Origin of the sequence: Sphingobium sp. TA15, from assembly GCF_037101235.1 — a bacterium.
Lineage (GTDB): Bacteria > Pseudomonadota > Alphaproteobacteria > Sphingomonadales > Sphingomonadaceae > Sphingobium > Sphingobium indicum.
Genome location: NZ_AP025355.1, coordinates 1,169,608 through 1,196,273, shown reverse-complemented (window position 1 = coordinate 1,196,273; position 26,666 = coordinate 1,169,608). Strand labels below are relative to the sequence as shown.

At 61.8% G+C, this 26,666-nt stretch carries 27 protein-coding genes; 18 read left to right on the top strand and 9 right to left on the bottom strand.

Going from position 1 to position 26,666, the window contains the following annotated elements; genetic code table 11:
* Window positions 1-8 precede the first annotated feature (8 nt).
* The 3 genes from Sj15T_RS06020 to Sj15T_RS06010 are packed head-to-tail and all read right to left on the bottom strand — an operon-like array spanning window position 9 to window position 2,148.
* Window positions 9-446, bottom strand: coding sequence for a Fur-family ferric uptake regulator (locus tag Sj15T_RS06020; protein WP_013040211.1), 438 nt, complete (start codon window positions 444-446; stop codon window positions 9-11).
* The gene (hisI, locus tag Sj15T_RS06015) at window positions 443-931 is read right to left on the bottom strand and encodes a phosphoribosyl-AMP cyclohydrolase (protein WP_013040210.1); all 489 of its coding nucleotides are present in this window, start codon (window positions 929-931) and stop codon (window positions 443-445) included. The genes Sj15T_RS06020 and hisI overlap by 4 nt, the downstream gene beginning before the upstream one ends.
* The gene (locus Sj15T_RS06010; RefSeq protein WP_013040209.1) at window positions 928-2,148 is read right to left on the bottom strand and encodes a GTP-binding protein; all 1,221 of its coding nucleotides are present in this window, start codon (window positions 2,146-2,148) and stop codon (window positions 928-930) included. Before Sj15T_RS06010 ends, hisI begins: the two co-directional genes overlap by 4 nt.
* Window positions 2,149-2,251: 103 nt before the next feature.
* On the opposite strand from Sj15T_RS06010, the gene Sj15T_RS06005 reads away from it, so the two are divergent.
* The 12 genes from Sj15T_RS06005 (at window position 2,252) to Sj15T_RS05950 (ending at window position 12,984) form a co-directional block, all read left to right on the top strand.
* Window positions 2,252-2,530, top strand: coding sequence for a hypothetical protein (locus Sj15T_RS06005; protein WP_013040208.1), 279 nt, complete (start codon window positions 2,252-2,254; stop codon window positions 2,528-2,530).
* Between the two features lie 25 nt (window positions 2,531-2,555).
* On the top strand, window positions 2,556-2,957 hold the full coding sequence (locus Sj15T_RS06000) for a MerC domain-containing protein (protein WP_148225550.1): 402 nt from the start codon (window positions 2,556-2,558) through the stop codon (window positions 2,955-2,957).
* Between the two features lie 99 nt (window positions 2,958-3,056).
* A complete protein-coding gene (locus Sj15T_RS05995; protein WP_013040206.1) occupies window positions 3,057-3,518 on the top strand; it encodes a TlpA disulfide reductase family protein in 462 nt (153 codons plus the stop codon).
* The gene (locus Sj15T_RS05990; RefSeq protein ID WP_013040205.1) at window positions 3,506-4,141 is read left to right on the top strand and encodes an ATP-binding cassette domain-containing protein; all 636 of its coding nucleotides are present in this window, start codon (window positions 3,506-3,508) and stop codon (window positions 4,139-4,141) included. The genes Sj15T_RS05995 and Sj15T_RS05990 overlap by 13 nt, the downstream gene beginning before the upstream one ends.
* Complete coding sequence (locus Sj15T_RS05985) at window positions 4,138-5,370, top strand: ABC transporter permease (RefSeq protein ID WP_013040204.1); 1,233 nt, start codon at window positions 4,138-4,140, stop codon at window positions 5,368-5,370. The genes Sj15T_RS05990 and Sj15T_RS05985 overlap by 4 nt, the downstream gene beginning before the upstream one ends.
* Window positions 5,367-5,828 (top strand): DUF3299 domain-containing protein, encoded by a 462-nt coding sequence (locus Sj15T_RS05980; protein ID WP_148225549.1) that lies wholly within the window; start codon window positions 5,367-5,369, stop codon window positions 5,826-5,828. The genes Sj15T_RS05985 and Sj15T_RS05980 overlap by 4 nt, the downstream gene beginning before the upstream one ends.
* Before the next feature lie 4 nt (window positions 5,829-5,832).
* Window positions 5,833-6,309 carry a DUF3299 domain-containing protein gene (locus Sj15T_RS05975; RefSeq protein WP_013040202.1) on the top strand — a complete coding sequence of 159 codons (477 nt, stop codon included), beginning with the start codon at window positions 5,833-5,835 and terminating at the stop codon, window positions 6,307-6,309.
* Window positions 6,306-6,725 (top strand): surface-adhesin E family protein, encoded by a 420-nt coding sequence (locus Sj15T_RS05970; protein ID WP_013040201.1) that lies wholly within the window; start codon window positions 6,306-6,308, stop codon window positions 6,723-6,725. Before Sj15T_RS05975 ends, Sj15T_RS05970 begins: the two co-directional genes overlap by 4 nt.
* 631 nt (window positions 6,726-7,356) lie before the next feature.
* Window positions 7,357-9,345, top strand: a complete 1,989-nt coding sequence (locus Sj15T_RS05965) for a TonB-dependent receptor (protein ID WP_013040199.1) — start codon at window positions 7,357-7,359, stop codon at window positions 9,343-9,345.
* Window positions 9,346-9,578: 233 nt separating this feature from the next.
* Window positions 9,579-9,950, top strand: a complete 372-nt coding sequence (locus tag Sj15T_RS05960) for a hypothetical protein (RefSeq protein ID WP_148225548.1) — start codon at window positions 9,579-9,581, stop codon at window positions 9,948-9,950.
* Window positions 9,951-10,338: 388 nt separating this feature from the next.
* Window positions 10,339-12,468, top strand: a complete 2,130-nt coding sequence (locus tag Sj15T_RS05955; RefSeq protein WP_013040197.1) for a TonB-dependent receptor — start codon at window positions 10,339-10,341, stop codon at window positions 12,466-12,468.
* 123 nt (window positions 12,469-12,591) lie between these two features.
* Entirely contained in the window at window positions 12,592-12,984 is a 393-nt protein-coding gene (locus tag Sj15T_RS05950) for a transcriptional repressor (RefSeq protein ID WP_013040196.1), read from the top strand.
* Window positions 12,985-13,028: 44 nt separating this feature from the next.
* Here the strand turns inward: Sj15T_RS05950 and Sj15T_RS05945 are convergent, their stop codons facing one another.
* The 4 genes from Sj15T_RS05945 to Sj15T_RS05930 all read right to left on the bottom strand — a co-directional run bounded on the left by Sj15T_RS05945 (window position 13,029) and on the right by Sj15T_RS05930 (window position 16,507).
* Window positions 13,029-13,499, bottom strand: a complete 471-nt coding sequence (locus Sj15T_RS05945) for a transcriptional repressor (protein WP_013040195.1) — start codon at window positions 13,497-13,499, stop codon at window positions 13,029-13,031.
* Between the two features lie 319 nt (window positions 13,500-13,818).
* Window positions 13,819-14,490: a DUF1826 domain-containing protein gene (locus Sj15T_RS05940; protein ID WP_013040194.1), complete on the bottom strand. Its 672-nt coding sequence runs from the start codon at window positions 14,488-14,490 to the stop codon at window positions 13,819-13,821.
* Window positions 14,487-14,795: a prolyl oligopeptidase family serine peptidase gene (locus tag Sj15T_RS05935; RefSeq protein WP_013040193.1), complete on the bottom strand. Its 309-nt coding sequence runs from the start codon at window positions 14,793-14,795 to the stop codon at window positions 14,487-14,489. The genes Sj15T_RS05940 and Sj15T_RS05935 overlap by 4 nt, the downstream gene beginning before the upstream one ends.
* On the bottom strand, window positions 14,780-16,507 hold the full coding sequence (locus Sj15T_RS05930; protein ID WP_013040192.1) for an alpha/beta fold hydrolase: 1,728 nt from the start codon (window positions 16,505-16,507) through the stop codon (window positions 14,780-14,782). Before Sj15T_RS05930 ends, Sj15T_RS05935 begins: the two co-directional genes overlap by 16 nt.
* Before the next feature lie 308 nt (window positions 16,508-16,815).
* On the opposite strand from Sj15T_RS05930, the gene Sj15T_RS05925 reads away from it, so the two are divergent.
* On the top strand, window positions 16,816-17,022 hold the full coding sequence (locus Sj15T_RS05925) for a hypothetical protein (RefSeq protein ID WP_013040191.1): 207 nt from the start codon (window positions 16,816-16,818) through the stop codon (window positions 17,020-17,022).
* A 25-nt stretch (window positions 17,023-17,047) separates the two neighbouring features.
* Here Sj15T_RS05925 and Sj15T_RS05920 read toward each other — a convergent pair whose 3' ends face one another.
* On the bottom strand, window positions 17,048-17,260 hold the full coding sequence (locus tag Sj15T_RS05920) for an IS256 family transposase (protein ID WP_013040190.1): 213 nt from the start codon (window positions 17,258-17,260) through the stop codon (window positions 17,048-17,050).
* Between the two features lie 354 nt (window positions 17,261-17,614).
* On the opposite strand from Sj15T_RS05920, the gene Sj15T_RS05915 reads away from it, so the two are divergent.
* Window positions 17,615-18,982, top strand: a complete 1,368-nt coding sequence (locus Sj15T_RS05915; protein WP_013040189.1) for an amidase — start codon at window positions 17,615-17,617, stop codon at window positions 18,980-18,982.
* A gap of 51 nt (window positions 18,983-19,033) precedes the next feature.
* Here Sj15T_RS05915 and Sj15T_RS05910 read toward each other — a convergent pair whose 3' ends face one another.
* The gene (locus Sj15T_RS05910) at window positions 19,034-20,014 is read right to left on the bottom strand and encodes an IclR family transcriptional regulator (protein ID WP_013040188.1); all 981 of its coding nucleotides are present in this window, start codon (window positions 20,012-20,014) and stop codon (window positions 19,034-19,036) included.
* A gap of 601 nt (window positions 20,015-20,615) precedes the next feature.
* On the opposite strand from Sj15T_RS05910, the gene Sj15T_RS05905 reads away from it, so the two are divergent.
* From Sj15T_RS05905 to Sj15T_RS05890, 4 genes are read left to right on the top strand one after another with little or no spacing between them, the layout of a single operon-like run.
* A complete protein-coding gene (locus Sj15T_RS05905) occupies window positions 20,616-22,388 on the top strand; it encodes a hydantoinase B/oxoprolinase family protein (protein ID WP_013040187.1) in 1,773 nt (590 codons plus the stop codon).
* Window positions 22,385-24,451, top strand: a complete 2,067-nt coding sequence (locus Sj15T_RS05900; protein WP_013040186.1) for a hydantoinase/oxoprolinase family protein — start codon at window positions 22,385-22,387, stop codon at window positions 24,449-24,451. Before Sj15T_RS05905 ends, Sj15T_RS05900 begins: the two co-directional genes overlap by 4 nt.
* Window positions 24,444-25,235, top strand: a complete 792-nt coding sequence (locus tag Sj15T_RS05895; RefSeq protein ID WP_013040185.1) for an SDR family NAD(P)-dependent oxidoreductase — start codon at window positions 24,444-24,446, stop codon at window positions 25,233-25,235. The genes Sj15T_RS05900 and Sj15T_RS05895 overlap by 8 nt, the downstream gene beginning before the upstream one ends.
* Entirely contained in the window at window positions 25,235-26,665 is a 1,431-nt protein-coding gene (locus Sj15T_RS05890; RefSeq protein ID WP_013040184.1) for an MFS transporter, read from the top strand. Before Sj15T_RS05895 ends, Sj15T_RS05890 begins: the two co-directional genes overlap by 1 nt.
* Window position 26,666: the final 1 nt, after the last annotated feature.

Here is a 26,666-nt window from a genome sequence, read left to right as displayed (position 1 = left end):
TCGGCTCCTTAAACAGTGCGGGCACAGGTTGCGCATTGCCCATGCGCTTCGATGACGACCGCGCTGACGGCATAGCCGCCCGCCTTTGCGAGCCTGCGCAACGTAGCCACGACCTCCGGAGCCGGTCGGAACGACACCGCGTGGCAGTGCGTGCAGATCAGGCAGACGTCGCCCTGGGGCTGCGCGGGGAAGTAGCCGGAGAGGGATTCGATGCGGACGACCCGCCCCTGGGAGATCAACCGCGCGAGCGTGCGGTAGACCTGGTTCGGCACCATGAACGAACTTATCTGGCTTACGCGGTCGGCGATGTCGTAGGCGCTGACCGGGCGGTTGGCCTGCTGGATCTGGGTCATCACGAGCGCGTCATTCTCGCTTGCGGAACGGCGGCGCGCATCGAGCCGGCGATCAGCTGAGTGGGATCTGATCGCCCGGTCCAGCATCATCATACCCGGGTGGGGTTCGGTAGGCCCGCATAGACGGCGGCCGCATCGAACGCGGAATTGGGCTCGATTTGGCGGAGGTGGACCGGGTTCGTGCCCGCGATCGTATCCAGATCGATCTCGCGATAGAAGCAGGACCGGAAGCCGACATGGCAGCTTCCCGGACCATTCACGCGAGCATGGACGACAAGCGCATCCTGATCGTCGTCGACGAGGACGCGCTCGACGCTCTGGGTGAAGCCGCTATGCTCACCCTTGCGCCAGATTGCCTGACGGCTTCGCGACCAAAAATGCACCTCCCGGCTGTGAAGCGTGCGCGCAAAGGCTTCTGCATTCATGTAGCCCAGCATCAGCACCTGACCGGTGGTTGCGTCGACGACGATCGCAGGAAGCAGGCCTGCGCGGTCGAAGCGTGGCGCGAGTTCATCGCCCAGTTCGACCTGCTCAATCGAACATCGTTCGGCGAAGAAGGCGCAGGAAGAAGCGTTCACGCCGCTTCCTCCTGCCGACGCCACTCGGGAAACGGATCGGGCATGCGCGCGAACTCGCGAGGCTCGAACCGATCCTGCGCGCCCACGAGACAGGCATCGAGCCGGGCGCGGATCGCCTCTTCGTCCATGACGTCGGCCGCGCCGATGAAAACGAGTTGCTGGCGCCGGTCACCATAGGCCGGGTGCCAATTGACCCGGATGAACGCTTCCCATTCCTCACCTTGTGGCCAGCGCTGCCGTGGCACCGAAGCCCACCAGCGGCCAAAGCCCAGGGTGCGTATCAGCGCCCCGGCCTGGCTCAATTCACCGACCCAATCAGGGCGTGTCGCCAGCCAGAAGAAGCCCTTGGCGCGCACCACCCCCGGCCAACTTTCGTTGGTGAACGCGCTGAACTTCGCCGGATCGAAGGGTCGCTTGGCGTGAAAGGTGAAGCTGCGGATGCCGTAATTCTCGGTCTCGGGCACATGATCGGCAAAGCCGTTCAGTTCCTTGAACCAGAGCGGATGCTGCTGCGCGCGTTCGAAATCGAACAGGCCGACGCCAAGAAACTGGTCGAGCGGAGCCTGCCCATAGTCCGTCTCGATAATCCGCGCCTCGGGGTTGAGCCCGCGCACAATGGTGAGCGCGTTGCCCAGCGCCTCGTCGGTCGCGGTCGAGACCTTGTTGAGGACAACGATGTCCGCGAACTCGATCTGTTCGACGAGCAGATCAACCAGCGCGCGGGTGTGGCCATCACCCGCCGTCTCGCCGCGATCAGCGAGGAAGTCGTGGCTCGAATAATCCCTGGTAAGCTGCGCGGCGTCGACCACTGTGACCATGGCATCGATCCGCGCCAGGTCGCCCAGCGAAAATCCTTCTTCATCGCGGAAGTCGAAGGTTGCGGCGACGGGGAGGGGTTCGGAGATGCCGGTCGACTCGATCACGAGATGGTCAAAGCGCTTCTCGCCGGTGAGCCGCTTCACTTCCGTGATCAGGTCATCGCGCAGCGTGCAGCAGATGCAGCCATTGGTCATCTCGACCAGCGTTTCTTCGGTACGGCTGAGCTCCACACCGCTCTCGCGCAGCAGGGCCGCATCGATGTTCACGTCTGACATGTCGTTGACGATGACCGCAACCTTGAGACCGGCGCGGTTGGCGAGGATGTGGTTGAGGAGCGTTGTCTTGCCGGCGCCCAGGAAGCCGGAAAGGACGGTGACGGGGAGTTGTGAGTCTGGCATGGACCGCAGTGCTTTCATCGATTGTATAATGTTCAGGAGATGTTATATCGTCTCTCACAATGCAGACGACGTCAAGCGGACTCGAGACCGTGAGGATCAAATCATGAGATATTTCAGCAAGGCTGCCGGGGCTGGGCTTATTGCCGCCGGCCTTTTCCTCACCCCTGCGGCGTCGGCCATGTCGCCCCAGGCCCCGCCGATCAATCGCGATGGCACTTCAAAGCTCGCCGATCCCGATGAGGCGGTCGAACGCATGGCCGACCAGCAGCGCTCGACCTACAGCCACGGTCGCTTTCGAGCCTTCAGCGACAGTTCGATGGACGCACGGGACGCGGTTCGTCCCCAAGTGAACGACGGCCGTGCTTCCAGACCGTTCCGGTGAAGCAAGCAATCCGGAGACCGTAGACGTGAGCCATCAGGAAGTTCTCGGGCCGCGCCTGTCCAGGATGGACCGTTGGGGCATCATCATTTCAAGCGCCTGTCTGGTACACTGCCTTGCGCTGCCGCTTGCTATCGCGCTTCTTCCCGCCATTGCCTCCTCGCTTCCGTCCGACAGCTGGGTGCACCCTGTCTTGATCGGTCTGGCACTGCCGGTGACCGGTGGTGCGCTGTGGCGCGGATATCGGACTCACTTGCGCGCGGTCCCGGCGCTTCTCGGTGCTTTGGGCCTGGGTTTTATTGCCTCCGCATTGTTTGCGAGGGGCGGGCTCGCCGAACCGGCGCTGACGGTGTTCGGGGGACTTCTGGTTTCGGCGGCGCATATCCTCAACTGGCGCGGAACAGGTTCGTCTCGTCCACACGTTCCCTGATCGGGTTCAGCCGTGGCCCTCTGGCGATAACATGACAGGAGGGTAACTATCGCTTAGAAAAGGAGATGATATAACGCATCGTGAAATGAGGGCGGGTCGATGCAGAAACTCTACATGGCGGCCGCGCTGGCCGGATTGGCCGCGTTGACGTCCGGAGCATCCCTTGCGACTCCGGCGCCGCGCTTGCCGATGCGCATCGATGGCGCCGACGCGACGCGTTCTGGACCTGCCGTCGTCGTGCTGTGGGCAACATGGTGCGCGAGCTGCATTGGCGAGCTCAAACGGCTGCCGGCGCTCGCAAATGCCGCCAGGCCGCTTCCTGTCGTGACGCTCGCCATTGACCCGCCAGAGCGGGCGCGGCGGGCGATGCAACAGGCGGGGCTCGATACGCGCGATGCTTTTGCCGATCCCGGCGAACCGGCTGCAGTGCTCGCCAAATGGGGCGGAACGGCGCTGCCGCTCGCGGTGGCGATCGACGCGCAGGGCAGGGTTTGCGGGCGCAAGCATGGACTGCTCGGCAGCGATCAGATGAAACAATGGGCCAAAGCATGCTTGAGTTGAGCGGTCTCGTTGCAGGCTATGGTCGCCGGGCGCTGGCGAAACTAGGACATCTGCAGGTGAAAGATGGCGAGGCGGCGCTGCTGACCGGGCCTTCGGGAGCGGGCAAGACAACCCTGTTGCTCGCCATCGCGGGACTGGCGGATGTGCTCGAAGGTCATGTCCAGGTCGCCGGGCGCGACATGGCGACCTTGCCTGCCCGCGAGCGCGATCGCCACCGTGGTCGGCATATCGGCACAATCTTCCAGGATCTTCATCTGGTGCCGGGCCTGAGCGCGCTCGACAATCTTCTGCTGGCGCCGTTTGCGAGCGGTCAGCGGCAGGATCGGGCACGCGCGACGGAGCTGCTCACGCGGCTTGGCCTCGCCGATCGCGTCCATGCCGGTGCGGAGACGCTGAGCCGGGGCGAGGCCCAGCGCACCGCGATCGCGCGTGCTATGCTCATCGGTCCCTCACTGATCCTCGCCGACGAGCCGACGGCCAGCCTTGACGATGAGTCCTGCGAGACAGTGCTGGCGCTCCTGCTCGACGCCACGCGCGAGAGCGGCGCGGCGCTGGTGATCGCGACCCACGACAGCCGCGTGAAGGCGCGGGTCTCCAACATCGCCCTCGTGGTAGCCGCATGAACGCCGCCAAGCTCGCCTTTGCTTCCGTTCGCCGCAAGCCGCTGGGCTGGGCCTTTCATCTCCTGTCGCTGGCGCTCGGCATCGCTGTGGTCGTCGCGCTGCTGGCGATCGATGATGGCCTCGACCAGCGCTTCGCCCACGATCTGGGCGGCATCGATCTGGTGGTTGGCGCCAAGGGCAGTCCGCTCCAGGTGATTCTGTCTTCCGTCTTCCAACTCGACGCACCGACCGGGAATATCCCCATCACCGTGCTGACGCGGCTCAAGCGCAACATGCTGGTCAAGGAGGCCGTCCCGGTCTCGCTCGGTGACAATATCGGCGGCTATCGGATCGTCGGCACAAGCCCTGACTATGCCGGGCTCTATGACGCCAAGCTCGCGGAAGGGCGCTGGTGGGCCAAGCCGTTGGAAGCGGTGCTGGGCGCGGAGGTGGCGCGGGAGGAGAAGCTCAAGGTAGGCGATGTGTTCGTCGGCGAGCACGGACTGGCGCGGGGAGGGGAGAGGCACGAGCATAGCCCCTATCGGGTGGTCGGTGTGCTCGCGTCGACCGGCTCAGTGATCGACCGTCTTGCGCTGACCGACACGGCGAGCGTCTGGAAAGTGCATGAGCATGAGAATGCCGAGCATGCCGCAGCGGTCGCCGCCGAGACGGTCGAGCATGAAGGACCCGACACCTATCCGGCGGTCGGGCAGGAGGTGACCTCGATCCTCGTCCGCTATCGCTCGGCGATGGGGGCACTCATGGTCCCGCGCCTCTTGAAGAATGAACCGAACGTCCAGACCGCCGTGCCGGCTGTCGAGATGATGCGGCTTAACGCACTGCTCGGAACCGGGAGTTCAGTGCTTCGCGCTTTCGGCATCGGTCTGCTGATCCTGTCCGGCATCGGTTTCTTCGTCGCACTGCTCTCCGCGGTCCAGGAGCGACAGCGCGAACTTGCCCTCTTGCGGGCGCTGGGAGGCGGACCGGGCCTGCTGCTACGTCTGGTGCTGGTGGAGGCCCTGATGCTGGGACTTGCCGGTGGGCTGCTGGGCCTCGCCATCGGTCGTATTGCGGCCCATGTCGCGGCGACGATTGTCGCGCGGGGTGGTGGGCCGGCGCTGACGCTGCCACCCGTCGGCGGGCGCGACCTGGCGATCGTTGCCGTCGCCGTCCTGCTTGCGGGAGTGGCCGCTCTTTTTCCGGCACTGGCCGCCTATCGGCTCCGGCCGGCCCAGGTGCTGCGAGCATGAGACCGGTACGCTTCCTGATGCCTCTTACGGTCTGGCTGATGACGACCGCAATGACATTGGGTGGCACTGCGCCGCGCCCGCCCGGTACACTTGATCACGAGGATGACCTGCGCTGGGTCTTCTTCCACGACGCGCGCGTAACGGCTGATGAGGCGAAGGGCGAGTATAACGCGGCGTTCAGTCCGTCTCTTTCAAAGATGGAAGGGCAGAGCTTCAGCATCACCGGCTATATGCTGCCGATCGAGACGAGCACGAAGTCGGCGCATTTCGTGCTGACCCGGCGCAGCGCGGGCTGCCCCTTCTGTCCACCCAACGAGCCGACCGAGGCTATCGAGATCTTCGCGACCGGACCTGTCGACTATCGCCAGACACCCGTCACTGTCGAAGGCCGTCTCCACCTGATCGCGCGCAGCGAGACAGGCCTTTTCTATCGCCTCGATCGCGCCAAAGTGAGCTGAACCCATGATCCGAGACCTGCGCCTTTTGGCTCCCTTACTGCTCCTCATCGCGCTGTCCTCGCCCGTGGCGGCGCAATATCAGGAGGATGGCGAGCGGTCGACGCAGGCTAGGTTACCCCAAGGCAGATCCCCCCTCTGGGTCACCCTCCGCCTGACCAAGATCGGTATCAACGAAGCACGGGGCCTTTTTACCGCCACCTTCCCCGCACCGGTGAAGGGGCTCGCTGGACAAACAGTGACCCTTGCCGGCTTCATCAATCCACTGGATGCCCAGACTCGCGGCACGCATTTCCTGCTCTCCAAATATACTCCGGTCTGCTCCTTCTGCCCGCCGGGCGAACCCAATGAGGTCGTCGAGGTGCGCACAGCAAGCCCGATCGTATTCGTCCAGAAGCTGGTGACAGTGACTGGCCGCTTCGCCCTGCAGAACAATGGCGAGCAGGGCCTGTTCTTTCAGATGACGGGTGCCACCGTGCGGTGATCGTCGGCTGGGCGCTCTCAATTTTGCTCGTCGTGTCCCAGTCGGAGCAATGGGAGATGATCGGCACAACCAATTCAGGCGTACGTATCCTCGTCGACGCCGGATCGATCCAGTCGTCCGGCCCCGAACGCACCGCCACGATCCGTCTCGGCAGTCCGGGATCGCTCGCGGGCAAAATCGTCGAGGCGCGCCAATATGAGCGCTTCGACTGCGCGACCCGCCACTGGGCGCTGCTGGGTTATGTGGCTTATGCGGATGACGGCTCGGTGGTCGACCATAAGTCACCTGGGCCGGCTCCAGCCACCATGGCACCCGTCGTACCAGATACGATTGGAGAGGCCGTCCTGGACTTCGTTTGCACCTATCAGCCGGGCGCAGCACCCAGCAGCGGTGCGGCAACGCGCGAGCCGAATTGATGCAGTGCGAGATAAAGCGGGGTCTCTCGTGGACAAGGTACGTTGCGAAATAGTATATCATCTCCTAATCGGTGTCGCGTGAGTCGATTCCCCTTCTTCGGTCAGGATCGGTTTGGCTGGTAAGTCTCTGATATTCCGGTCGGCTTACGGGTCGGTTCGAAAGCGGGGTTCCGCCCGAAGGGAGGCGACCTTGGCCGGCCGCGGGCTGGCTGTCCTGCTCGCAACCTTGCTCGCCTTCACATGGCACAGCCTGGTCGTTCAGACGCATGTTCATCGTGTTTCCGTGACGGTGACACATGGCGGGGAGGCGAAGCGGGTCTCGCCGCACGAGCACTCGCATGACAATCCTGAAGACGCACCGACCAATTGCCCACTCTGCGACGAGATTGGCCTTTCCGGCGACTATCTCCTGCCGCCCGTTCCATCTTTGCCGGAGCCCGCCGTCGCGGTGGCGTGGGTCTGGGCATCGATATTCCTCTTTTCCTTCAAATCCGACCGTTCTCACAGCTGGAGAAGCCGAGCGCCTCCCAGCCGGCAGATGCCCAGCACCACATAATCAGGGGACATTGCGTCCCATTCAACCGGCCTCCGCCTGAGGAAGCCGGATCCAAGGTTCATGGAGCATTCTGTTATGCGACATCATTTTTTGATGGGCGCGGCTGTTGCCGCGCTCCTGCCCGCCGTTGCGAAGGCCGAAGATGCGCCCGCTTCGCAGTCCGACATCGTGGTGACCGCTTCACCCTATGCCATCAGCCGGGACGAGACGCCGACGATCGTCGCCAAGGTCGATCGGGAGAAAATTCTCCGCTCCGGCGGCGCCAGCATCACCGACGCGCTTGCGGACGTGCCCGGCATCGCAGCGACCGGTTTTGCCGCCGGGGCGAGCCGGCCTATCATTCGCGGCATGGACGCGACGCGCGTGCGCATTCTCGAGGACGGCAGCAGCAGTTCGGACGTCTCGGATATCGGTCCGGATCACGGCATTCCGATCGACCCCCTTTCGGCGCAGAGCATCGAGGTCGTGCGCGGCGCGGCCACGTTGCGATATGGCAGCCAGGCGATCGGCGGTGTAGTCAATGTGCTCAACAACCGCGTGCCGATGACGCTGCCAAGCCAGCCGCTCTCCGGCGAGCTGACGGGAAGCTATGATTCCGTCGCCGACACAGGCCAAGGATCAGCGCTGATGGATGGAAGGGCGGGCAACCTCGCCGTTCATGCGGACGGCTTTTATCGAAACGCCGGGGACTACGACATCCCGCACGGAACACAGCAGAACAGCTTCTTCCGTGGCTACGGTGAAACCGCCGGTGCTTCATATTTCTTCGGTCCCAGCTCGGACAGTCATGTCGGCGTGGCGATCATGCAATATGACGCCAAATACGGCATCCCCAGCGACAGCACCTATATCGACATGCGTCAGACCAAGGTGCTGACGCGGTCCTCTTTCGATGTCGGCTCGGGTCTTGTTCGGACGCTCAACATCGACGGCAGCTATGCCGACTACACCCATGACGAGGACGAACCGGACGGCACGATCGATACCACCTTCCGCAACAAGGAATATGATGGCCACGCCGAATTGCTGCTCGGTCCGCTTGGTCCGCTTCGGAATACGGCGATCGGTGTAGAGATCCAGCATCGAAAGTTCTCGGCGATCGGCGAGGACAGCAGCTATCTCTTCCCGACGCTGACGCAGAGCGAGGCAGGCTATCTGTTCACCGAACTGCCGCTTGGCGATAGCCTTCACCTTCAGGCCAGCGGCCGGATCGAACACGTCCATGTCACCGGAACACCGCGTTCGGATATCTTCACGAAGACAGATTATACGCCGGTGAGCGGCGCGATCGGCGCGTTGTTCGATGCGAGCAAGGCCGTGAAGTTCGGCCTGACCTTCTCGAGCACCGGCCGAGCGCCGGCGATGACCGAGCTGTTCGCGCGTGGTGGCCATGATGGTCCCGACACCTATGAAACAGGCGATCCGAACCTCAGGATCGAGCGGGCCAATTCGCTCGAGGGAACCGTTCGCGTGAATACCGGCGGCCTCAAGTTCGAGGGCAGCGCCTATAGCACATGGTTCCACAATTATATCTATGGGGATCTCACCGGGCGAAGCTGCGATGACGACGGAGTCTGCGTGGACGGGCTCGACGAAGAGTTGAAGGAACTCAACTATCGCCAGCAGGACGCCCATTTCTGGGGCTTCGAAGGAGAAGCCACCTATAATGTCCTGAAGGCCGCGGGCGGAACTCTCCAGGCCCGGCTGCTCGGCGACTATACTCGGGCAAAGCTCGACGACGGTGGAAATGTGCCGCGCATCCCGCCCTATCGGTACGGCGGCGGACTGACCTGGACGGCCGGCCAATTCGATGCCGGCTTCCTGCTCCTGCATGCCGGCCGACAGAACCGCTTTGGTGCATTCGACACGCCCACCCCGGGCTATAACGAGCTCAACGCGCATGTCGCGGTCCACCCGCTCAAGGCCTATCCGGGGGTCGAACTGGCGGTTGTGGGACAGAATCTCACCAACGATGTTCAGCGCGACGCGGCCGCGCTCAACAAGGCCGATGTCGTCATGCCCGGACGAAACATCCGGCTTGTGCTCAAGGTCGCGACGTTCTGACGTGCTCTCCGCCGCCGCAGCCGATCTGCGGCGGCGGCCAGAGTAGGTCGACAGCGCAATCAAGGCTCATTCCGGTCTGCTCGCGCCGGAGGCCGCCTCCGGAGCCGGTCAGGCCGGGCATGGAGGTGTTTTCTATGCCGCAATCAGTTCCCAAGTTGCGCAACCCGGGAAACCCGCCGTCCCGCAGACGGAGTCGGGCTCCGATTTGCCCGGGTCCGCTTCTCGATCGGGCGGTGACGGAGATGCTTTCGCGATCAGAGGTGCCACTCAGTGCCTATGATCTGGCGGCACTGATCCGCGGCGACGGGATGCGGATTACACCCGTGGCCGTTTATCGCTCACTGGATCGCCTCTGCCGGCGCCACGAGGCGGAAAAGGTGGTGACGCTTTCAGCGTACCGAATCAAGGATAGGGCGAAGGCACTGCTGATGATCTGTCAGGGATGCGACCGCACGCGTTCCGTGTCAGCTTCGAAGCTGCATGATGCCATCGTGCAAATCATGTCCGAGACGGGCTTTTGTTCTGACGGTATCGCGATCGAGGTGACAGGCTACTGCCAGGAGTGTCAGCGAACGGCTGATCATGTGCACGACGAGGACGCCTGAGGTGGTGTGAGCATCGATCGCCCCATTTTGGAAGAGGGCGATATAGGCGGTTACTCCTAGAATACCGGCTCCGATCGGTTACGGCGATATGGTGATTGCAACTTCGCCGCGGCCATGGCGATCGGCGTGCGGTTCAGCCGAACGACGTCCGCTGGTCGGCCGGAAGGGCCGGCCGTGTGCTATCATGCTGGTCCACCCAGGACCTTCAATGAGTGCTGATTAGGGCCGAGGGGGCGTTGAAAATCGCCGGAGCATGCGTCGGAAGCGATAAATCTGTGAGATGTTATCTTGTATCATCGTGGTGATGCGTTTATGAAGCGACGCATTCACCAGCACGTGGCGCGATATGGTGATGGTATAACATCAAATCAGGGACGGAGTTTTGAATATGCGGCAACTGCTCTTGATATCGACCTGCCTCGCCGCAATCGGAGGCACCGCCAATCCCGCGCTTGCACAGGAAGGCCCCGAGGGCGGCGCGGATTCCCGGTATCATGATCAACCGCCCTCGGACATCATCGTAACGGCGCCCTTCGAACGCAATCGCCGCGATGTTCTTTCTGGCGTCTCGGTCTTGCAGGGGCCGGAGCTCACCCAGGCGATCCGTCCCTCGATCGGTGAAACACTGCAGCATACGCCGGGCGTATCCGCCACATCCTTTGGCCCAAGCGCTTCGCGCCCAATCCTGCGCGGTCAGCAGGGGGAGCGCGTTCGCATTCTGACGGACGGCATCGGGTCGATCGACGTGTCGAACACGAGCGTCGATCACGCCGTCGTCGTCAACCCGTTGCTGGCAGAGCGCATCGAAGTGCTGCGCGGTCCGGAAGCGCTGCTCTACGGATCCTCGGCGATCGGGGGCGTGGTGAACGTGATCGACAGGCGCATCCCTCGCTCGATACCGGATGAACCGATCCATGCCGACGCAATCGCGACCTACGGCTCGGCCGCCAACGAACGGTCAGGCGCAGCTTCGATCGAAGCGCCGCTCGGCGACAAGTTCGTGATCCATGCTGACGGCAGCTATCTGAAAACGGACGATATCAAGATCGGTGGGCACGCTCTCGCGCCCGCGGCGCGGGCTCGCGCGCTTCAATCGAGCCTACTGCCGCCCGAGGAGCCAGGAGAAGAGGGCGAGGAACCCATTGATTTCGCCGGGAACGCCGGAATCAGAGGGAAACTGCCCAATTCAGCGAGCAAGACATGGACAGCGGGCGTGGGCGCTGCCCTCATCACCGACACGGGCAACTTCGGGATTGCCTACAGTCACTATGACAGTCTTTACGGCATCCCCGTCCGTTATGCCACCGAGCCAGGTCAGGAGCAGGAAGCGCCGCGGCTCAGCCTGCTACAGAACCGCATCGATGCGCGGGCTGAGATCGAGACAGGCGGCGATATCCTGCAGAGCATTCGTATGCGCTACGGCTATGCGAATTATCGCCACTTCGAGTTGGAGGAAAGCGGCGAGATCGGCACAGCCTTCTACAACAAAGGCATGGAAGGCCGGCTCGAACTGGTCCAGGCCCAGCATGGACCTTGGAAAGGCGCGACCGGCGCCCAGTTCTTCATCCGTGACTTCAATGTCGTCGGCGAAGAAGCTTTCCTGCCGAAGAACTCAACCGAGCAGTTCGGTATCTTCACGCTGCAGCAGCTCGATTATGGTGCCTTCAAGGTGGAAGCTGGCGCCCGCTATGAGCGGACGGCCCTGGAAGCCAATCCGACCGAGGAGCAGACCCAATTTTTCTCGGGTCGTCGTACATTCGACGCCTTCTCGGCATCATTGGGTGCTTCGTATGGCCTGGGCGACGACTGGCGGATCGGCGCCAATGTCTCGCGAACGACCCGCGCCCCCTCGGCTGAGGAGCTCTATGCGAACGGTCCGCACGCCGGAACGGAAGCGTTCGAAGTCGGCAGTCCGGACTTCCGGCCGGAGCGCTCCTGGGGCGTGGAAGCCGTGCTGCGCGGCCGAGGAACGGGCTACACGCTGGAAGCTTCGGCCTATTACAACTGGTTCTCGAACTTCATCTACGAGGATCTGACGGGCGAAATCGAGGATGGGCTTCCTGTATATCAGTTCAACCAGGCCAAGGCCCGTTACTATGGATTCGAGGTACAGGGCTCGGTAGACCTCGCAAAATTTGGCGACGCCATCGTCGTTGCCGACGGCCTTGCCGACTATGTGCATGCCAATATCGTCGACGTTGGCCCGGCTCCGCGGATTCCGCCCCTCCGGTTGCTCGGTGGCCTTGCGGTGAAGAGCCCGAAGTTGGATGTACGCGGCGAAGTCGAATGGGTCGATGACCAGGGGCGGATTTCCGCGTTCGAAACACCGACCAATGGCTATACGATGGTGAATGCCGAGGTGAATGTTCGCCCGTGGGGAACGGAGCGACCCGTCAGCTTCGCACTCTCGGCGAACAATATCTTCAATGTGAACGCACGCAGGCATTCGTCCTTCTTGAAGGACTTCGCGCCGCTGGCTGGCCGCGACATTCGCGTGACAGCCCGCGTCAGCTTCTAGCCGTGGGGCCCGGGTCGCGCCGCCGCCGGCGCGACCCGCTGCCAGCCTCCGGCGGTCGTGGGAGAAAAGGTGAGCATCAGCGCCGCGCGACCGGGAGCCGAAGGGGGCGCGGAGCCTCGCGCGATGACCCGAAGCAAGGTCGGCGACCACGATGTACTCGTGTTGGCGATTTTAGGGGGCTCGGCTACGCCTCTCTCCGCTTACCAGATTTCGGACATTGCAACCGCGCGTGGGAGCAGGGTCGCCGTTGCCCAGATCTATCGCGTCCTGGAGCGGCTCACAAAGAAGAAGCTCGTCCGCCGTGTCGAGTTGCTTTCCGCCTATATGCTTGAAGTCGAAGGCACCAACGCTGTCTTTGTTTGCGCTAAATGTCGGCGCGCCATGGGCCTTGCCCTAGCGGGTTTGTCCGAGGCGCTCCTCACCGCCGCGACAGACCGGCATCTCGACGTGGAAAAGCAGGTCGTGGAACTGCAAGGCAAATGCCCGGACTGCTCCTCAACGAACATGTTACCCTAGTCGCTTCTCAATTTTCCGGAAAGCCGCGTGTCGCCGATCGGCAGTCAGGCCTCACTGCACGCCGTGCACTGGCCGCGCACCTCGATCACGGGCCGTTTCACCCGGAACCCGTCTTGCGATGCAGCCTTGCGGACGGTTTTTCCAGTCTCGTCGTCGTCGATATGAGTTGTCGCTCCGCAATCGTCGCAGACGAGAAAGATGCAGTCGTGGATGCAACCTGGGTGATCGTTCGCCAGATAGGCATTCCGGCTCTCGACCCTCAGCGCCAGATTATGGGCGACGAACAGGTCGAGAATGCGATAGATGCTGTTGGGAGCGACCCGGCGCCCGAGCATCTTTCCCAGTTGCTCTGCAATATCATAGGCGCTGGCCGGCTTGGTGAATTCGGCTAGGACATCGAAGACCTGGGCGCGCATCTCGGTCCACTGCTCGCCATCGTTGAGCAGGACATCGCGGGCAGCGTCCGTCAGGGATGCTCCCTCATGTTTGACGTGGGAATGTGAAGGTCGGGCCATACCCCAATATGGGCATTGGAACGATTGCTCTCAAGAAGAATGCGGTGGCGTGCTTCACCAGGTAGATCGACGCGCAAAGCCGAGTGCGATCAGCCCCATCGATAGGGCGAGAGACGCCGGCGTCTTCAACGTAGCAAACGGGAGGCATTTTCACTGGCTCGATCTCGAAGCCCGTCCGCGGTGGAACTCGCGCGACCGTCGGAGACGCTGGATTGCGCGGAGCGGGCGCGTGCGCGACTCCAACTGCGAGTGACGGAGGTTTCGGTGTAGCATCCCCTGGCGCTACATCCTGGATGCGCGTCAGCGCGGCACCCCGGCCTTATTGGATCAGGACGGCCGGCTTTTCGCGGCCGGGACTGACGACGAGGACCAGGCGCTTTGCGCCAGTGCCCGAGATCGGCGGGGATCGGTGGATGATGGCGTTCTCCGGCGCCCAGATCCGACCTTTGAACAGGCCGACATCCCCGGCTGCCAGGCTCCGAATGGCGTGTTCCGCCAAGGGCATGCCCGCGTCCCGCGCCGCTGCATCCTCAGAGCTGAGCCACTGCGTGCCGAGGCCTGCGTAAGTGCAAATCAGGCGCGCTGTTACATAGTCGGCATGGAAGCGCCGGCAGGCATCATCCTCGACAATTTCAAGGCGGATCACCGCATCCTCTTCGCCCGTAACGCTCATCACGTGCCGAGCGAGGTCGACAATGTCGGCGGCCAGAATGTCGCCCTCGGGATAGCCAGCCTCGCCGAGGCCATCGCGAATGTCCTCATCGAGAGTAGCCAGCGCCGTTTCGAAGCGGAGATCCTCAATCGCCTGGAGGTCGAGTCTGCCGATCCAGTCCACCAGCGCCGCGCCGAGTGGCCGGCGCCAGATCGCGAGGTTGATCTCAGGCGCTCGGATGATGGCAAGCACGGCGCCGTCGCTGTCCTCAACCACATGGGTTGGAGATTCCCGGCCGATTGCGTCGGGCACAGAAAGGGAAACCACGGTCATGCTCATCGTGCCAAAAGTGCTTTGCTCAGACCGGCTGCGAATTCGGCGCCGTGCGGAACCTGGGCGGTGGATGCCCTCAGTGCGTCGCCGATCGGCTCGGAACGCCCACCAAGGCAGGTCTTGAGGAAGTTTTCCGCGATCGCATTGAACGCGATATTGTTCTCGGGGCGCGCAAAGCCATGGCCCTCGTCAGGGAACAGAACATAGGTGACCGGGATGCTATTTGCGGCCATTGCCCCGACGATCTGGTCGGATTCCGCCTTGTTGACGCGCGGATCGTTCGCCCCCTGGCCGATCAGCAGCGGACGCACGATCGCACTGGCGCGGGTGAGGGGGAGCGCTCCTCAAGCAGCTTGCGGCCGGCCTCCGTGGTCGGATCCCCCATGCGCTTGTAGAATTGCTGCCGGCCCGCTTCCCAATAGGGCGGAATGGTCTTGAGCAGGGTCTGGAGATTGGAGGGTCCGACGATATCGACGCCGCAGGCAAAGGAGGTCGGCGTGAAGGCGAGGCCCGCAAGTGTCGCATAGCCGCCATAGGAGCCGCCCATGATGGCGACCTTGTCGCGCGTCGTCACGCCTTGGCCGACCGCCCAGTCGACTGCGTCGAGCAGATCGTCCTGCATGCGTGTGCCCCATTGCAGGTTGCCGGCATTGGTGAAGCGCTTGCCGAGTCCAGTGCTGCCGCGATAATTGACCGACAGGACCGCATAGCCGCGATTGGCGAGCCACTGATGCTCGCCATCATAGCCATAATCGTCGCGCGCCCAGGGACCGCCATGGACGAGCAGCACCATCGGGACAGGATGATCGGCCTTGCCGTCGCCATCGCTGTCGGCGTCCTTGGGGAGCGTCAGATAAGAGACAAGCGTGAGCCCGTCGCGCGAACGGATCTCCTCCGGGTGCATGGCGACCAGAGGCGCGCCTTCAAGCTCGGGCCGGGAAACGAACAGCCTGGTGAGCGTCCGTGCCTTGCGGTCGAAAAGATAGCTGGCCGCCGGCGCGGTGACCGGATCGACCGCGACAGTCCAGCGATCGTCGACGCGCGTGCGCGAGGTCACGATAGGCTCGCCCTTGAGCTGGCCGCGCAGCCAGTCCAGATCGGCGCCGATCGCCGGATCGAGCGCGGTCCATTCGTCCTTCAGATAGTCGATCGAATAGGCCTGCACGCGGCCGGTTTCGGGATCGGCCATGACGCCGCCGATATCGGCCTTGGGATCGCTGGCGATCAGCGTCATCTTCCCCGTCGCGACATCCTGCGCGAACAGCGCGGCGGTGTCGCGATCGCGGGAATCTGTCCAGTAGAGCGTCTTGCCATCGGTGGTGAAACCGGCCGGGCCGGTGGTCAGACCATCATCGAGGCCGACTGAGACGAAGGGGCGGGGGTCGACCCTCGTGCCCGTGATATGGAAATAGTCGGTGCCGCCATCCTCGCGCTCCTTGCTGGCGATCCGCAGGGCCAGGCTTTCGTCGGCGATGAAGCCGGCATAACCATCATTCCGGAGCAGCAGCGTGAGTTGCCCGCTCTTGAGGTCGAGGCTGTGGACATCGTGCCAGCGCGGGTCGCGGTTGTTAAGCCCGACAAGGATACGGCCCGTAACGTGATCGCTGGTCGCAACGACCTCGACGCGGGTCTTCTCGAATGGCGTCAGCGGGCGCTGCTGGCCGGTGACTGGGTCGACGCTGTAGAGCAGGAAGTTCTCGTCACCGCCTTTGTCGTTGAGAAAGAGGATCTGCGAGCTGTCCGGCGCCCAGAAATAGCTGCGGATCGGCCGCGCTGTCTCCGCGGTGAGGGCGCGACCGCTCGTAGGGTCGCCGAACGGCGCAACCCAGATGTTGAGCACGCCATCCCGTGGCGCGATCCAGGAAATCCATTTGCCGTCGGGGCTGAGCCGCGCCTGCACCTTGCTGGGATTCCCGAACAGGCGCGAGCGCTCGATCAGTGGCGGAGCCGTCTGCGCCGGAAGGGGGATGTGTGTTGCGGTGGCAAGCAGGGCGAATAGGGAAAGACGGGCGAGCAGACGCATGAATGGAGATCCGTGGCCAATGGGAACTTGTCTGTCAGGATAGATAGGAGATGATACAACATCTCTCAAGTCGTTGCTGCCGAACGCATTGTGATGGCTCATCTTCGCACCCGTTGCTCAAGAGTGTTCCGATGCAGCTTTCATCACTGGTTGATGCTGGGAGCCTGTTCCGGGAACGCGCCTCTGCGCGTTGGTACTCGGAGCGATCAATTGCTTAGCTCAGCAGTAAGCGGTCTTGCTGGAGCTGTGACCGACGCGTCCAGTACCGCGACCGGCGTCGGTGTTGCCCTCTCGCGCTTGCCTACAACGTGACGGCCAAGGCGAATATCGCGGCGACGCCGATGATACGGGCGCCTTACATTGAGGCAGGTCGTATCGAGCCAAAGAAACGGCTAATCCCGGGCGAGCGGTTGCTTGAGGAAGGCGTGCATTCGCTCGACGATATCCTTGAACAGATTGGACAGAACAGATTGAACACCGACCTCTTGGAGATGCTGGTCATACTCATGGCGTGAATCAGTTCTCTAACGCGCCGCGGTCTCACGCCGATGTCCGGGCTTCTTGGATCACGGAAACCAGCCCCTTCTCGGCGACCGTCTTGGGCTTGGTGAAGCCATAGTAGTACGCACCACTACGCAGCTTCAGAATCTTTAGATTGAGCGTTCCCAAGCGGTTATGAATGTCGCGTTCGCGATAGCCGTTGCGCCAGGTCGTGCGGTCGCCGAGCCGCTCGTGGCGCCCGATTTGGGCCACGCGGTCGACTTCCGTCTGGAGTATGCTCTCCGCGATCGTTGCAAGAAATCGGCATCTCCGGCTTCAGCTCGGCAAGCAAAGCCTAGCCTCAGTCATCGGAATCTACCCCTCGATGCGCCTCAGAAATAGGGAAATTCCGCGCTACCGATGAGCCTAGTGTACATGGAAATCGGCAATATAGGGAGGGCATGCGCAACACTGCGGCAGCACAATCCCCACCGGAAAATTACACCACGAGTGCGGAGGCTGAGTGGAAAAAATTTCGCTCTGCGGACCAATGTGATCGTGTTCGTCCTTGAATGGGGATAAATTTGTCGTGTATTCCGATATACGAAACATATGAGGAGTCGCTTCGTGATCCATGACATAGCTGCCGCGCCTCTTACGTTTAGTGAGGCCCAACGGCGATTCTTAGGCAAAGAAGACACCCCTATTGCCTATCTGGACCACTGCATCGCCGCAATTGAAAGTCAGGAGGCGGTTGTTCGCGCATGGGCTTCCACCAGATTTGATGGCGCCCGAAAGGATGCCCAGGAATCGGCCCAGCGCTATCGTGCAGGCGCGCCGCTATCGCTCATCGATGGCATGCCCATCGGGATCAAGGACCTGATTTCGACCCGCGACCTTCCCACTGGCCTTGGGATCGCTGGCCACAGCCCCATGACAGGCGACGATTCCGCTACAATTCAAGCTTTGCGCGCTGCCGGTGCCATCATTCTTGGTAAAGTGACGACGACAGAGCTTGGCGGCGGCACGCCAAGTGTGACAACGAATCCGTTCGATCCGGCCCGTACACCGGGAGGCTCCTCAAGTGGGTCGGCGGCGGCAGTTGCAGCGGGTATGATTCCAGTCGCGTTAGGCACTCAGGTGGGAGGATCAATCCTTCGGCCAGCCGCATTTTGCGGAAATATGGCGCTCAAACCTACTATGGGCGCGTTCCATCGCGGGGAACGGCTGGGCCTCAGCCACGCATGTATCGGCGTCCACGCCAATAGTTTTGAAGATCTTTGGACGGCATCGGTGGAAATTGCCACGCGGTCGGGTGGAGACCCGGGCTATCCAGGGCTTTTTGGTGCATTACCACTACCTGCAAGCAAGCCCCTGCGTCGCGTAGGAGTGCTGGAAGGGCCCGGCTGGGATGCTACCGATCCGGGCGCGCAGGCTCTATTCAACGCCTTATTGGCAAGGATCGAAACCGCGGGCGTAGTAATAATCCGTCCCGGAGCAGAGTCACGCTTTGATGCATTTCACGATATGGTGGCTGACGCTTACCGGATGGTCGGTCTCATCGTCGCTTGGGAAAACCGCCCCCTACTTGCCAACCTCATGGCGCGCATTCCCGATAAGCTGAGTGGGCCCACATTGGCGCAATATGAATATGGCAGCAAGCTCAGCGTGGTAGATTATCGCGACGCTCTGGAGAAGCGCAATCTGTTTCGCCAAAAACATGCTGAATTAGCGGATGTGTGCGACGCCGTGATAAGCCTCGCTGCGCCCGGGATCGCCCCATTGATTGACGATCCAGATCGCGCTCCTGGTCAGATGGCAACCGGGAACCCCATCTACAACATCGTGCCTTCTCTTCTCGGTGCTCCAGCACTGTCGCTTCCGATGCTTTCGATGCAAGGCATGCCGCTTGGCGTCCAGGTTATCGGCCAATGGCATGCGGACCAGAGCCTGATCGCTCAGGGGCGCTGGTTAATGGATACATTTGTACCCTGAGGAACCGGAAGCATGGGCCACCTAGCTGGTGGCTCGGGTCGCCGAAATAGACTATCTTCCACCTTGCTCGTGAAAGGCATCTCGAATTGTTTGCTTCAGGTCGACAAGGGCCGGGCCAATGACATTCCGGATGCGATTTTCAGGCAGCATCGAAAGTGGAGCGACGCAAGCCAAAGACAGCGGAATTCCCTTCGTGGAAAAGGCAACCGGAGTGGCCGCGCAATTGATTGTGCGGTCCCATTCGCGAATCGACGCGCAATAGCCGTAGCGATTGATGTCCTCGATCGCAAACTGAATGCGGCGCTCCATGTTGGGCCAGCCGACGTTGCCTGCTTGCGCTGCAAGTTGCTCCAGGACCGTCGCGCGTTCCGGTGGGGTCATCGCGGCCAGTAAGGCATAACCGATACCCGAGGCGCCGAGTGGTTGTCGCGCATAAAGTGCCAGATGGGCACCCGGCGAGCCGTCGGAACTGTTGTAGAGATCGCTTAGGCTATAGGCTAGAGCCCGAATCTCGAGTCCATCGCGGACGCCCAGGCTGACGCCCACATTGTGCTCCTCCGCAAAGGCGCGCATGAACGGGCGGGCTATATGTGGCAGGTCAACGCTGGCAGTGGCGGATAACCCCAGCGTCAATGTTGCCTCGCCAAGCCGATATCCCCCGGTTTCGCCGTCCTGAGCTAGGAAATTCAGGCGCACGAGCGTGTTGGTGAGCCGAGAGATCGTCGGCTTGGGCAGCCCGGTTCGAACTGCAAGATCCTTGTTGCTCAACGCTATATCATCTGGGCCGAAGGCCGTCAGAACTTTGAGGCCTCGAGCAAGCGAATTGATGATCTGGCAATCCGTCACCTTCCGTTTTACCGGAACAATCGGTGACAAGCGGCGCGCTTGCGGATCGCCTGCCTCCGCGCCAATGCGCTGGGCACTTATATCGTTGCCGATAGGTTGGATTGTCGCTTTCCTGGTTTTGATCTCCCGAGGCTTTTTTGCGGCTCCCACTGCAGTGGCGATTGTGCGCTGGCCGGACCGGGCCATCCGAATCTCCTGATATATGAAGTGCTTACATGCTAACGACGTTTCGAATCCAGGTGCAGTATATACTCGATCAGAGGCATCAACGACGCAGCCTTAGCATTGCCCACTTGGGAAATCCTAACACAATTTCGTCATCCGGTCCATTTCTGCCTCAGTCCTTGCATTCGACCTGAATCCATCACTGGAATCGAAACATCGTAATCGACGGCATAACTACATCACATTGGCTCACCTAGCTGTCTCCCGCCCTAACCGGCAACGATTTTCTATAAAGCATTGATAAAAATACCTTAACTTTCCTCTGTCGTTCAGTGCTCAAAATCGTCAGAAAGCCAGTGCCCATTAGGGGCTTGCAACTCATTCCGTATTTCGAAACAATGCATCACAGGAGTCGAGTCCGTGCTCGATCACGCTTGGCCGGATAGGGAGCTGACGTACCGGTAACCGACGCCGATCTAAACCCAAAATTCATCAATGGAGGGTCGAACTCCCGGCGGGTTCGCACTTTCAGGGGTGTTACGGGAGACAGGGAGCTGCCATGTTTCGCATTATGAAACGATGTGATCGATCTCGCCAAGCACAAACTAGGATGATGTAAGCCATGGTACAAAAGGCATCTACGTTAGCGACATGCGACACGGTTACGCTCGAATTGATTGCCGGCGCCCTCGGCATGGCTGTGAGCGAGATGGAGACATTGCTTGAGCGTACGGCGATGTCGCCTTTCATCCGGGAAAAGAAGGACTTTCACGTTGCGCTGGCGGATGCCGAGGGTCGGGTGATCGTTGCATCGGGCGGCCACACCGGCGAGTTCATGAGCGCGATCTTCGAGGCGTTTCCCGCGCAGGAGATGAGCGCGGGCGACATCTACTGGTACAACGACTGCTACAGCTCGCGCGGCATCGTCTCGCACTCTCCCGATCAGGTCTTCGTGGCGCCCGTCTATTTCGAGGACCGGCTTGTCGGTTTTTCCCAGGCTTGGGCGCATTTCAACGATATCGGCGGCATGCATCCTGGTACGATCTCCCCCGACGCCACCAGCATCTATCAGGAAGGCATCATCGTACCGGTGGTGCGGCTACAGCAAGGCGGGCGGCGCAATGAAGACCTTCAGCGCCTGTTCGAACGGAATAGCCGGTATCCACAGATGGTACGAGGCGACATTCGCGCTTCACTTGCAGCTGTCGCTCTTGGCGAACGGCGGCTGGCGGAGTTGTTCGACCGGTTCGGGCTCAATGTAACATTGGCCGGGCTTGAGCAGTCCTTTGAGCGGACGGCGAGCCTCCTGACAACTCGGTTTCGCGAGCTCTTCGCCGCCGGCACCTACAGCTTCTCCGAAGTGGTCGCAACTGACGGCAAGGGCAATGGGCCATTCAATATCCACATGGACCTGACGGTCACGCCGGACCATGTGAAGCTCGACGCCTCCGGCACAGATGATCAGGCGCTCGGTCCGATCAACTATCTGATGCATGTCGGCGTACCCGCTTCGACGCTCGGACGCTATCTCTTGTCGCTTGTCCCGGAAGCGCGGGCGAACCATGGCGTGCAGGCGCTTATCGACGAAGTGGTCTTGCGCCATGGGAGCCTGCTCCAACCGAATCCACCTGCAGCGCTTGGCATGCGGGGGATTACGGCAATCCGGTCGATGAACTGCATTCTTGGTATCGTAAATCAGGCGACGAATGGCCAAGGCGGCGCCTCGAACAGCGCCTATGTGATCTATAATATGCGTGGTTCCCATGCGGGCAAGCCGTTCCTGCTCAGCGATGGCGTGGCAATCGGCTACGGAGCGCGCGCCTTCGCGGATGGCATTGATGCCGTCTATCTCGTCGGCCAAAAGAACTACCCGGCGGAATTCATGGAAACCGTTTATCCCATACGGATGCGCTCCTATGGGCTGCTCAAGGATAGTGGAGGCCCTGGACGCTGGCGTGGCGGGTGCGGCGTTTTCCGCGAAATCGAAATATTGGCGGACGAAGCACTGCTCTCGGTGCGTATCGACGGTGTCGGCAACCCGCCCTGGGGCGTCTTAGGTGGAATGCCCGGCCGTGGCGGCCGCGCTGTCGTCAATCCGGGCCGCTCCGACGAGCGCATGATTGAAGCGCTCAGCGACGGCACCGTGCTCAAAAGGGGTGACGTTTTTCGTATCGAGACGGTGGGCGGCGGCGGTTGGGGCAATCCGCTGGAGCGGAGCCCTGAGCACGTGAGAGCCGATGTGCTCGGACGCTTCATCAGTAGCGCGTCGGCCCGGGACGACTATGGCGTGGTGCTCACCGGCGCTGACCTTCACATCGATTACGACGCCACGAATGAACTCCGATCCTCCAGTGCGAGAAGCGCTGCCCAAGGGAACAAGGTTGCCGCTGCATGACTTTCGCATCTCCTTCCAATGTCGCCGTCGCGATCGATATCGGCGGCACCTTCACCGACGTTACCTTGCTTGATCGCGCCACGGGGCAGATTTGGAGGACCAAGACGCCCAGCACGCCCGAGGACCAGTCGATCGGCTTTGTCGAGGGTATACGGAAGATCGCTGGGTTGGCCGGCCGTGAAGAAACGGACGTGGCTCAGCTATTCCATGCAACCACCGTAGCGACTAACCTGATCCTTGAAGGGAAGGGCGCGAAGGCGGCGGTTCTGGCTACCAGCGGGTTTGGTCATGTGCTTGAAATCGGGCGGCACGACATTCCGGGTGGTGCAAATCCCTACACATGGGTTAAGCCGAAAAGGCCCGTGCCGCCCGAATTGATCTTCGAAGTGGGAGGGCGCATCTCCAAGGATGGGGAGGAGTTGGAACCTCTCGATGAGGCGGCCGTGCGCTCCGCTGGCGCGAAAATCGCGCAGCTCGGCATCGGCACCATCGCGGTGTGCCTGTTGAATGCCTATGTTTCGTCGGCGCATGAACTGCGCGTCCGGGACATCCTTGTCGAAAGCTGCCCGGGCGCCATCATCTCTCTCTCGAGCGAGATCCTGCCGGTATTCCGTGAATATGAGCGAAGCATGGTCACTCTGCTTAATGCCTATGTCGCGCCGGCCGTGGCGGGCTATGTCGGCAACCTTCATAACCGTATCGATGCTCTGGGGATCAAGGCGCCGCTGCTGCTGATGAAGTCCAATGGCGGCGTTGCGGGCGCAGGCGAGATCAGCCGTCAGCCAGTGCAGACCGCCCTTTCAGGCCCCGCAGCCGGCGTGGTGGGGGCCAGCTTCTTCGGACGGATGGCCGGGTTCGACAACATCATCGGCATCGATATTGGGGGGACGTCGGCAGACATCTCCGTAATTCGGGGCGGTACGCCCAATATGAGCGTCGAATCCCGTATCGCCGACTGGCCGATCACGCTGCCCATGATCGATGTTCATACGATTGGCGCCGGGGGTGGCTCAATCGCAGAAGTGGTGAATGGAACGCTAAAGGTGGGGCCCGCAAGCGCCGGCGCTCAGCCGGGACCGGTCTGTTACCGTCGCGGGGGCACGCGCCCAACCGTCACGGACGCCCATGTCGTGCTGGGTCACTTGCCTCCCTATCTCATGAACGGTGAAATGAGCCTCGACGTCGAGGGGGCAGCAGAAGCAATCCAGCGTGAAGTCGCAGAACCGCTCGGCATGGATGTAACGGAGGCGGCACGCGGCATTCTGTCCATCGCCGACAATAAGATGATGGGCGCCATTCGGCTTGTTTCGGTCGAACGGGGACTGGATCCGCGCGATTTTGCGTTGATGCCCTTTGGCGGCGCGGGACCATTGCACGGTGGCGCGCTCGCCCGCCTTCTGGGAGTGAGGACCATCGTGATCCCTCCGGCACCGGGTGTCCTTTCGGCCATCGGTCTGCTCGTTTCCAACCTGCGTTCTGAATTTTCCAGGACGCTGGTGCAGGGGAGCGGCATCGATCCAGAAGCGATCGCCAAAGCTTATGCGGAACTCGGGACCGAAGGTTCGGCATGGCTGGATAGCGAAGATATCGCGGGGGAGGCCCGTTCGATCGGGTGGAGCGCCGACATGCGCTATATGAACCAGGGTTTCGAGCTGAGCGTCCCTTGGCAGGGTGACGAGGTGAATGCCGATACCATCGCCGCAACGGTCCAGGCCTTTCATGACAGGCATGCCGAACTCTACACCTTCGCCCAGCCCGACGTGCCCGTGGAGATCGTGACCTTGCGGGTCAGCGCCACCGGAACATTGCCTCATCCGCACTTTCCGCGGATCGGCAGCGGCCAACCTCCTGAGGCGTGTATCACCGGCAAGATGCGGGTCGCTTTCGAGGCCGGTTCCCTCGATTGTCCCATCTACGATCGTGAAGCGATGGGCGCGGGCGCACAGGTTGCAGGCCCGGCCATCTTCCGGCAGGTGGACACGACGATCCTGCTATTGCCCGGCCAGACGGCGACGATTGATCCCCATGGCTGCATGATCATCCACGATCACGATCATGGCTGACGGCGAGAGCGCAGGCCGCAGACGGATTGCAGGCAAGACGGCGATCGTCACCGGGGCGGCGGAAGGGTTGGGCCGCGCCATCGCGCTTAGGTTCGCCGAGGAAGGCGCCAAGGTTGCCTTGATAGACATGGATGGTGAAGGCCTCGACCAGGTCGTCAATGCTATCCGTACAGCCGGCGGCGAGGCAACGGGTCTGGTTGCTGATGCTACCGAGGAGGAGAGCGCAGTCCGGCTTGTTTCGGAGACTCTGTCCGTCTGGGAGACCGTGGACATTCTGGTCAACAATGTCGGTGGCGCCCGTGTCGGCCGGGTATGGGATATGCCCGTCGAGGATTGGGACTTTACGATGAGGCTCAACCTCCGGCCGACATTCCTCTTCTCGAAACATGTCCTCCCGCACATGATCGCCCGCCGCAGCGGACGCGTGATCTGCATGTCTTCCGGTGCGCGGGAGGGAACACCTTGGACCGCATATTATGCCGGTGGCGCCGCCTATTCGACCACCAAGGCAGGCGTCCATGGCTTTATTCGAGACCTTTCGCTCGAAGTGGCGGAATATGGAATCACGGTGAACGCCGTTGCTCCCGGCCCGATCAATACCGCGCGGGCCGGTCCACCGTTGCGCGCAATGGACGAAAGCGGACTGCCATATAGCCCGAGCCGGATGACACCCCTCGGGCGCCTGGGTGAGCCGGTTGAGATCGCTCACGCGGCTCTTTTCCTCGCATCCGACGAAGCTGCCTACATCACCGGCACCACGGTCCATGTGACGGGCGGCCGGTGATGCGGTTCGGCACGGCAACGCGATCGATGCCGGTGTCTGATCCTGGGCCGAATTACCGGATCGTCGCGCTTGTTGTCTCGACATCCCTGTTCATGCAATATCTCGACACGGCAGCCCTTACGACGGCTCTCCCGTCGATGAGTGCCGACTTTGCCATACCAGCCACGCAGATGACCGTCGTGCTGACGGCCTATCTGATCAGCCTTGCCGTGTTCATTCCTGCAGGAGGCGTGTTGGCCGAACGCTTCGGTGCGCGCCGTATGTTCCAGTTGTCCCTGGTCTTGTTCCTTTTAGGCGCGATGGCATGCGCTTTCGCACCGACCCTCCCGCTTCTCGTGTGCGCCAGGCTGGTACAGGGCATCGGCGGCGCCATCATGATCCCGGTCGGGCGTCTGATCGTTCTCCGATCATCGCAGTCGGGAAATTTGCTCTCAGCAATGAACTGGCTGATGGTCCCGACGATCATCGGCCCGCTGATGGGGCCGGTTATCGGCGGTTTTATCGCCACCCAATGGTCCTGGCGCTGGATCTTCGCGGTCCATATCCCAGTCGGCGTTCTGGGTTTGATTCTCTCACAACGACTGATTCCGCCGATCCGCGACGGTGTTCTCTCCCGCTTCGACTGGCGAGGAATGTTTCTGGCGGGATCGGGCCTTATCCTCCTCGTCTTTGGATTGCAGGCGTTTACCGAGGGTCGGGCCGCTTCCGTCGGGGGCTTCAGTCTCCTTCTGGTCGCCCTTGTTTTTGGCCGTGCCTATGTCTTTCACGCAAGAAGGACGCCGCAACCCCTGCTCAACCTTTCTCTTCTCGACATTCCAACCTTCCGCATATCGATGATCGCAGGCTCCTTTATGCGGATGGCCTCGACGGCTTCCGGATTCCTGTTGCCGATGCTGTTCCAGATCGGCTTTGGACTGACGCCCGCGGAGAGCGGCGTGATAACCTTCGCCAGCGTAGCCGGCGCACTGCTCTCCCGGTCGGCGAGCGTTGCCATTGTCGGATGGTTCACGACACGGCGTGTTATCCTTGTCGCGACCGGAGCGGCCGCAGTCGCCATGACCGCGCTCTCCCTGATGCGACCGGGATGGCCGATCTGGACCAGTTGGGCGCTGCTGGTCACGGTCGGCTTCCTACACTCGCTTGCATTGAGCGTGCTGGGCGCTGTCGCCTATGTGGACATCGAGCCCCAACAGATGTCGGCGGCAACGGCTTTCTATTCGACGGTGCAGCAGTTGACGATGTCGTTTGGCGTGTCGCTGGGCGTGCTTCTGCTTGCCGCGCAGCAATGGCTTGGTGGTGGCGAGGTCGCGGGACCTGCCTACTTCCAGCGCGCTTTTCTGGCAGTGGCGGTGGTGCTTGTCATAGGGATGCTGGCTGCCCGACGGCTTGAAGCGGAAGCCGGCGGGCAGCTTCGCGTTGGGAGAACTTGAG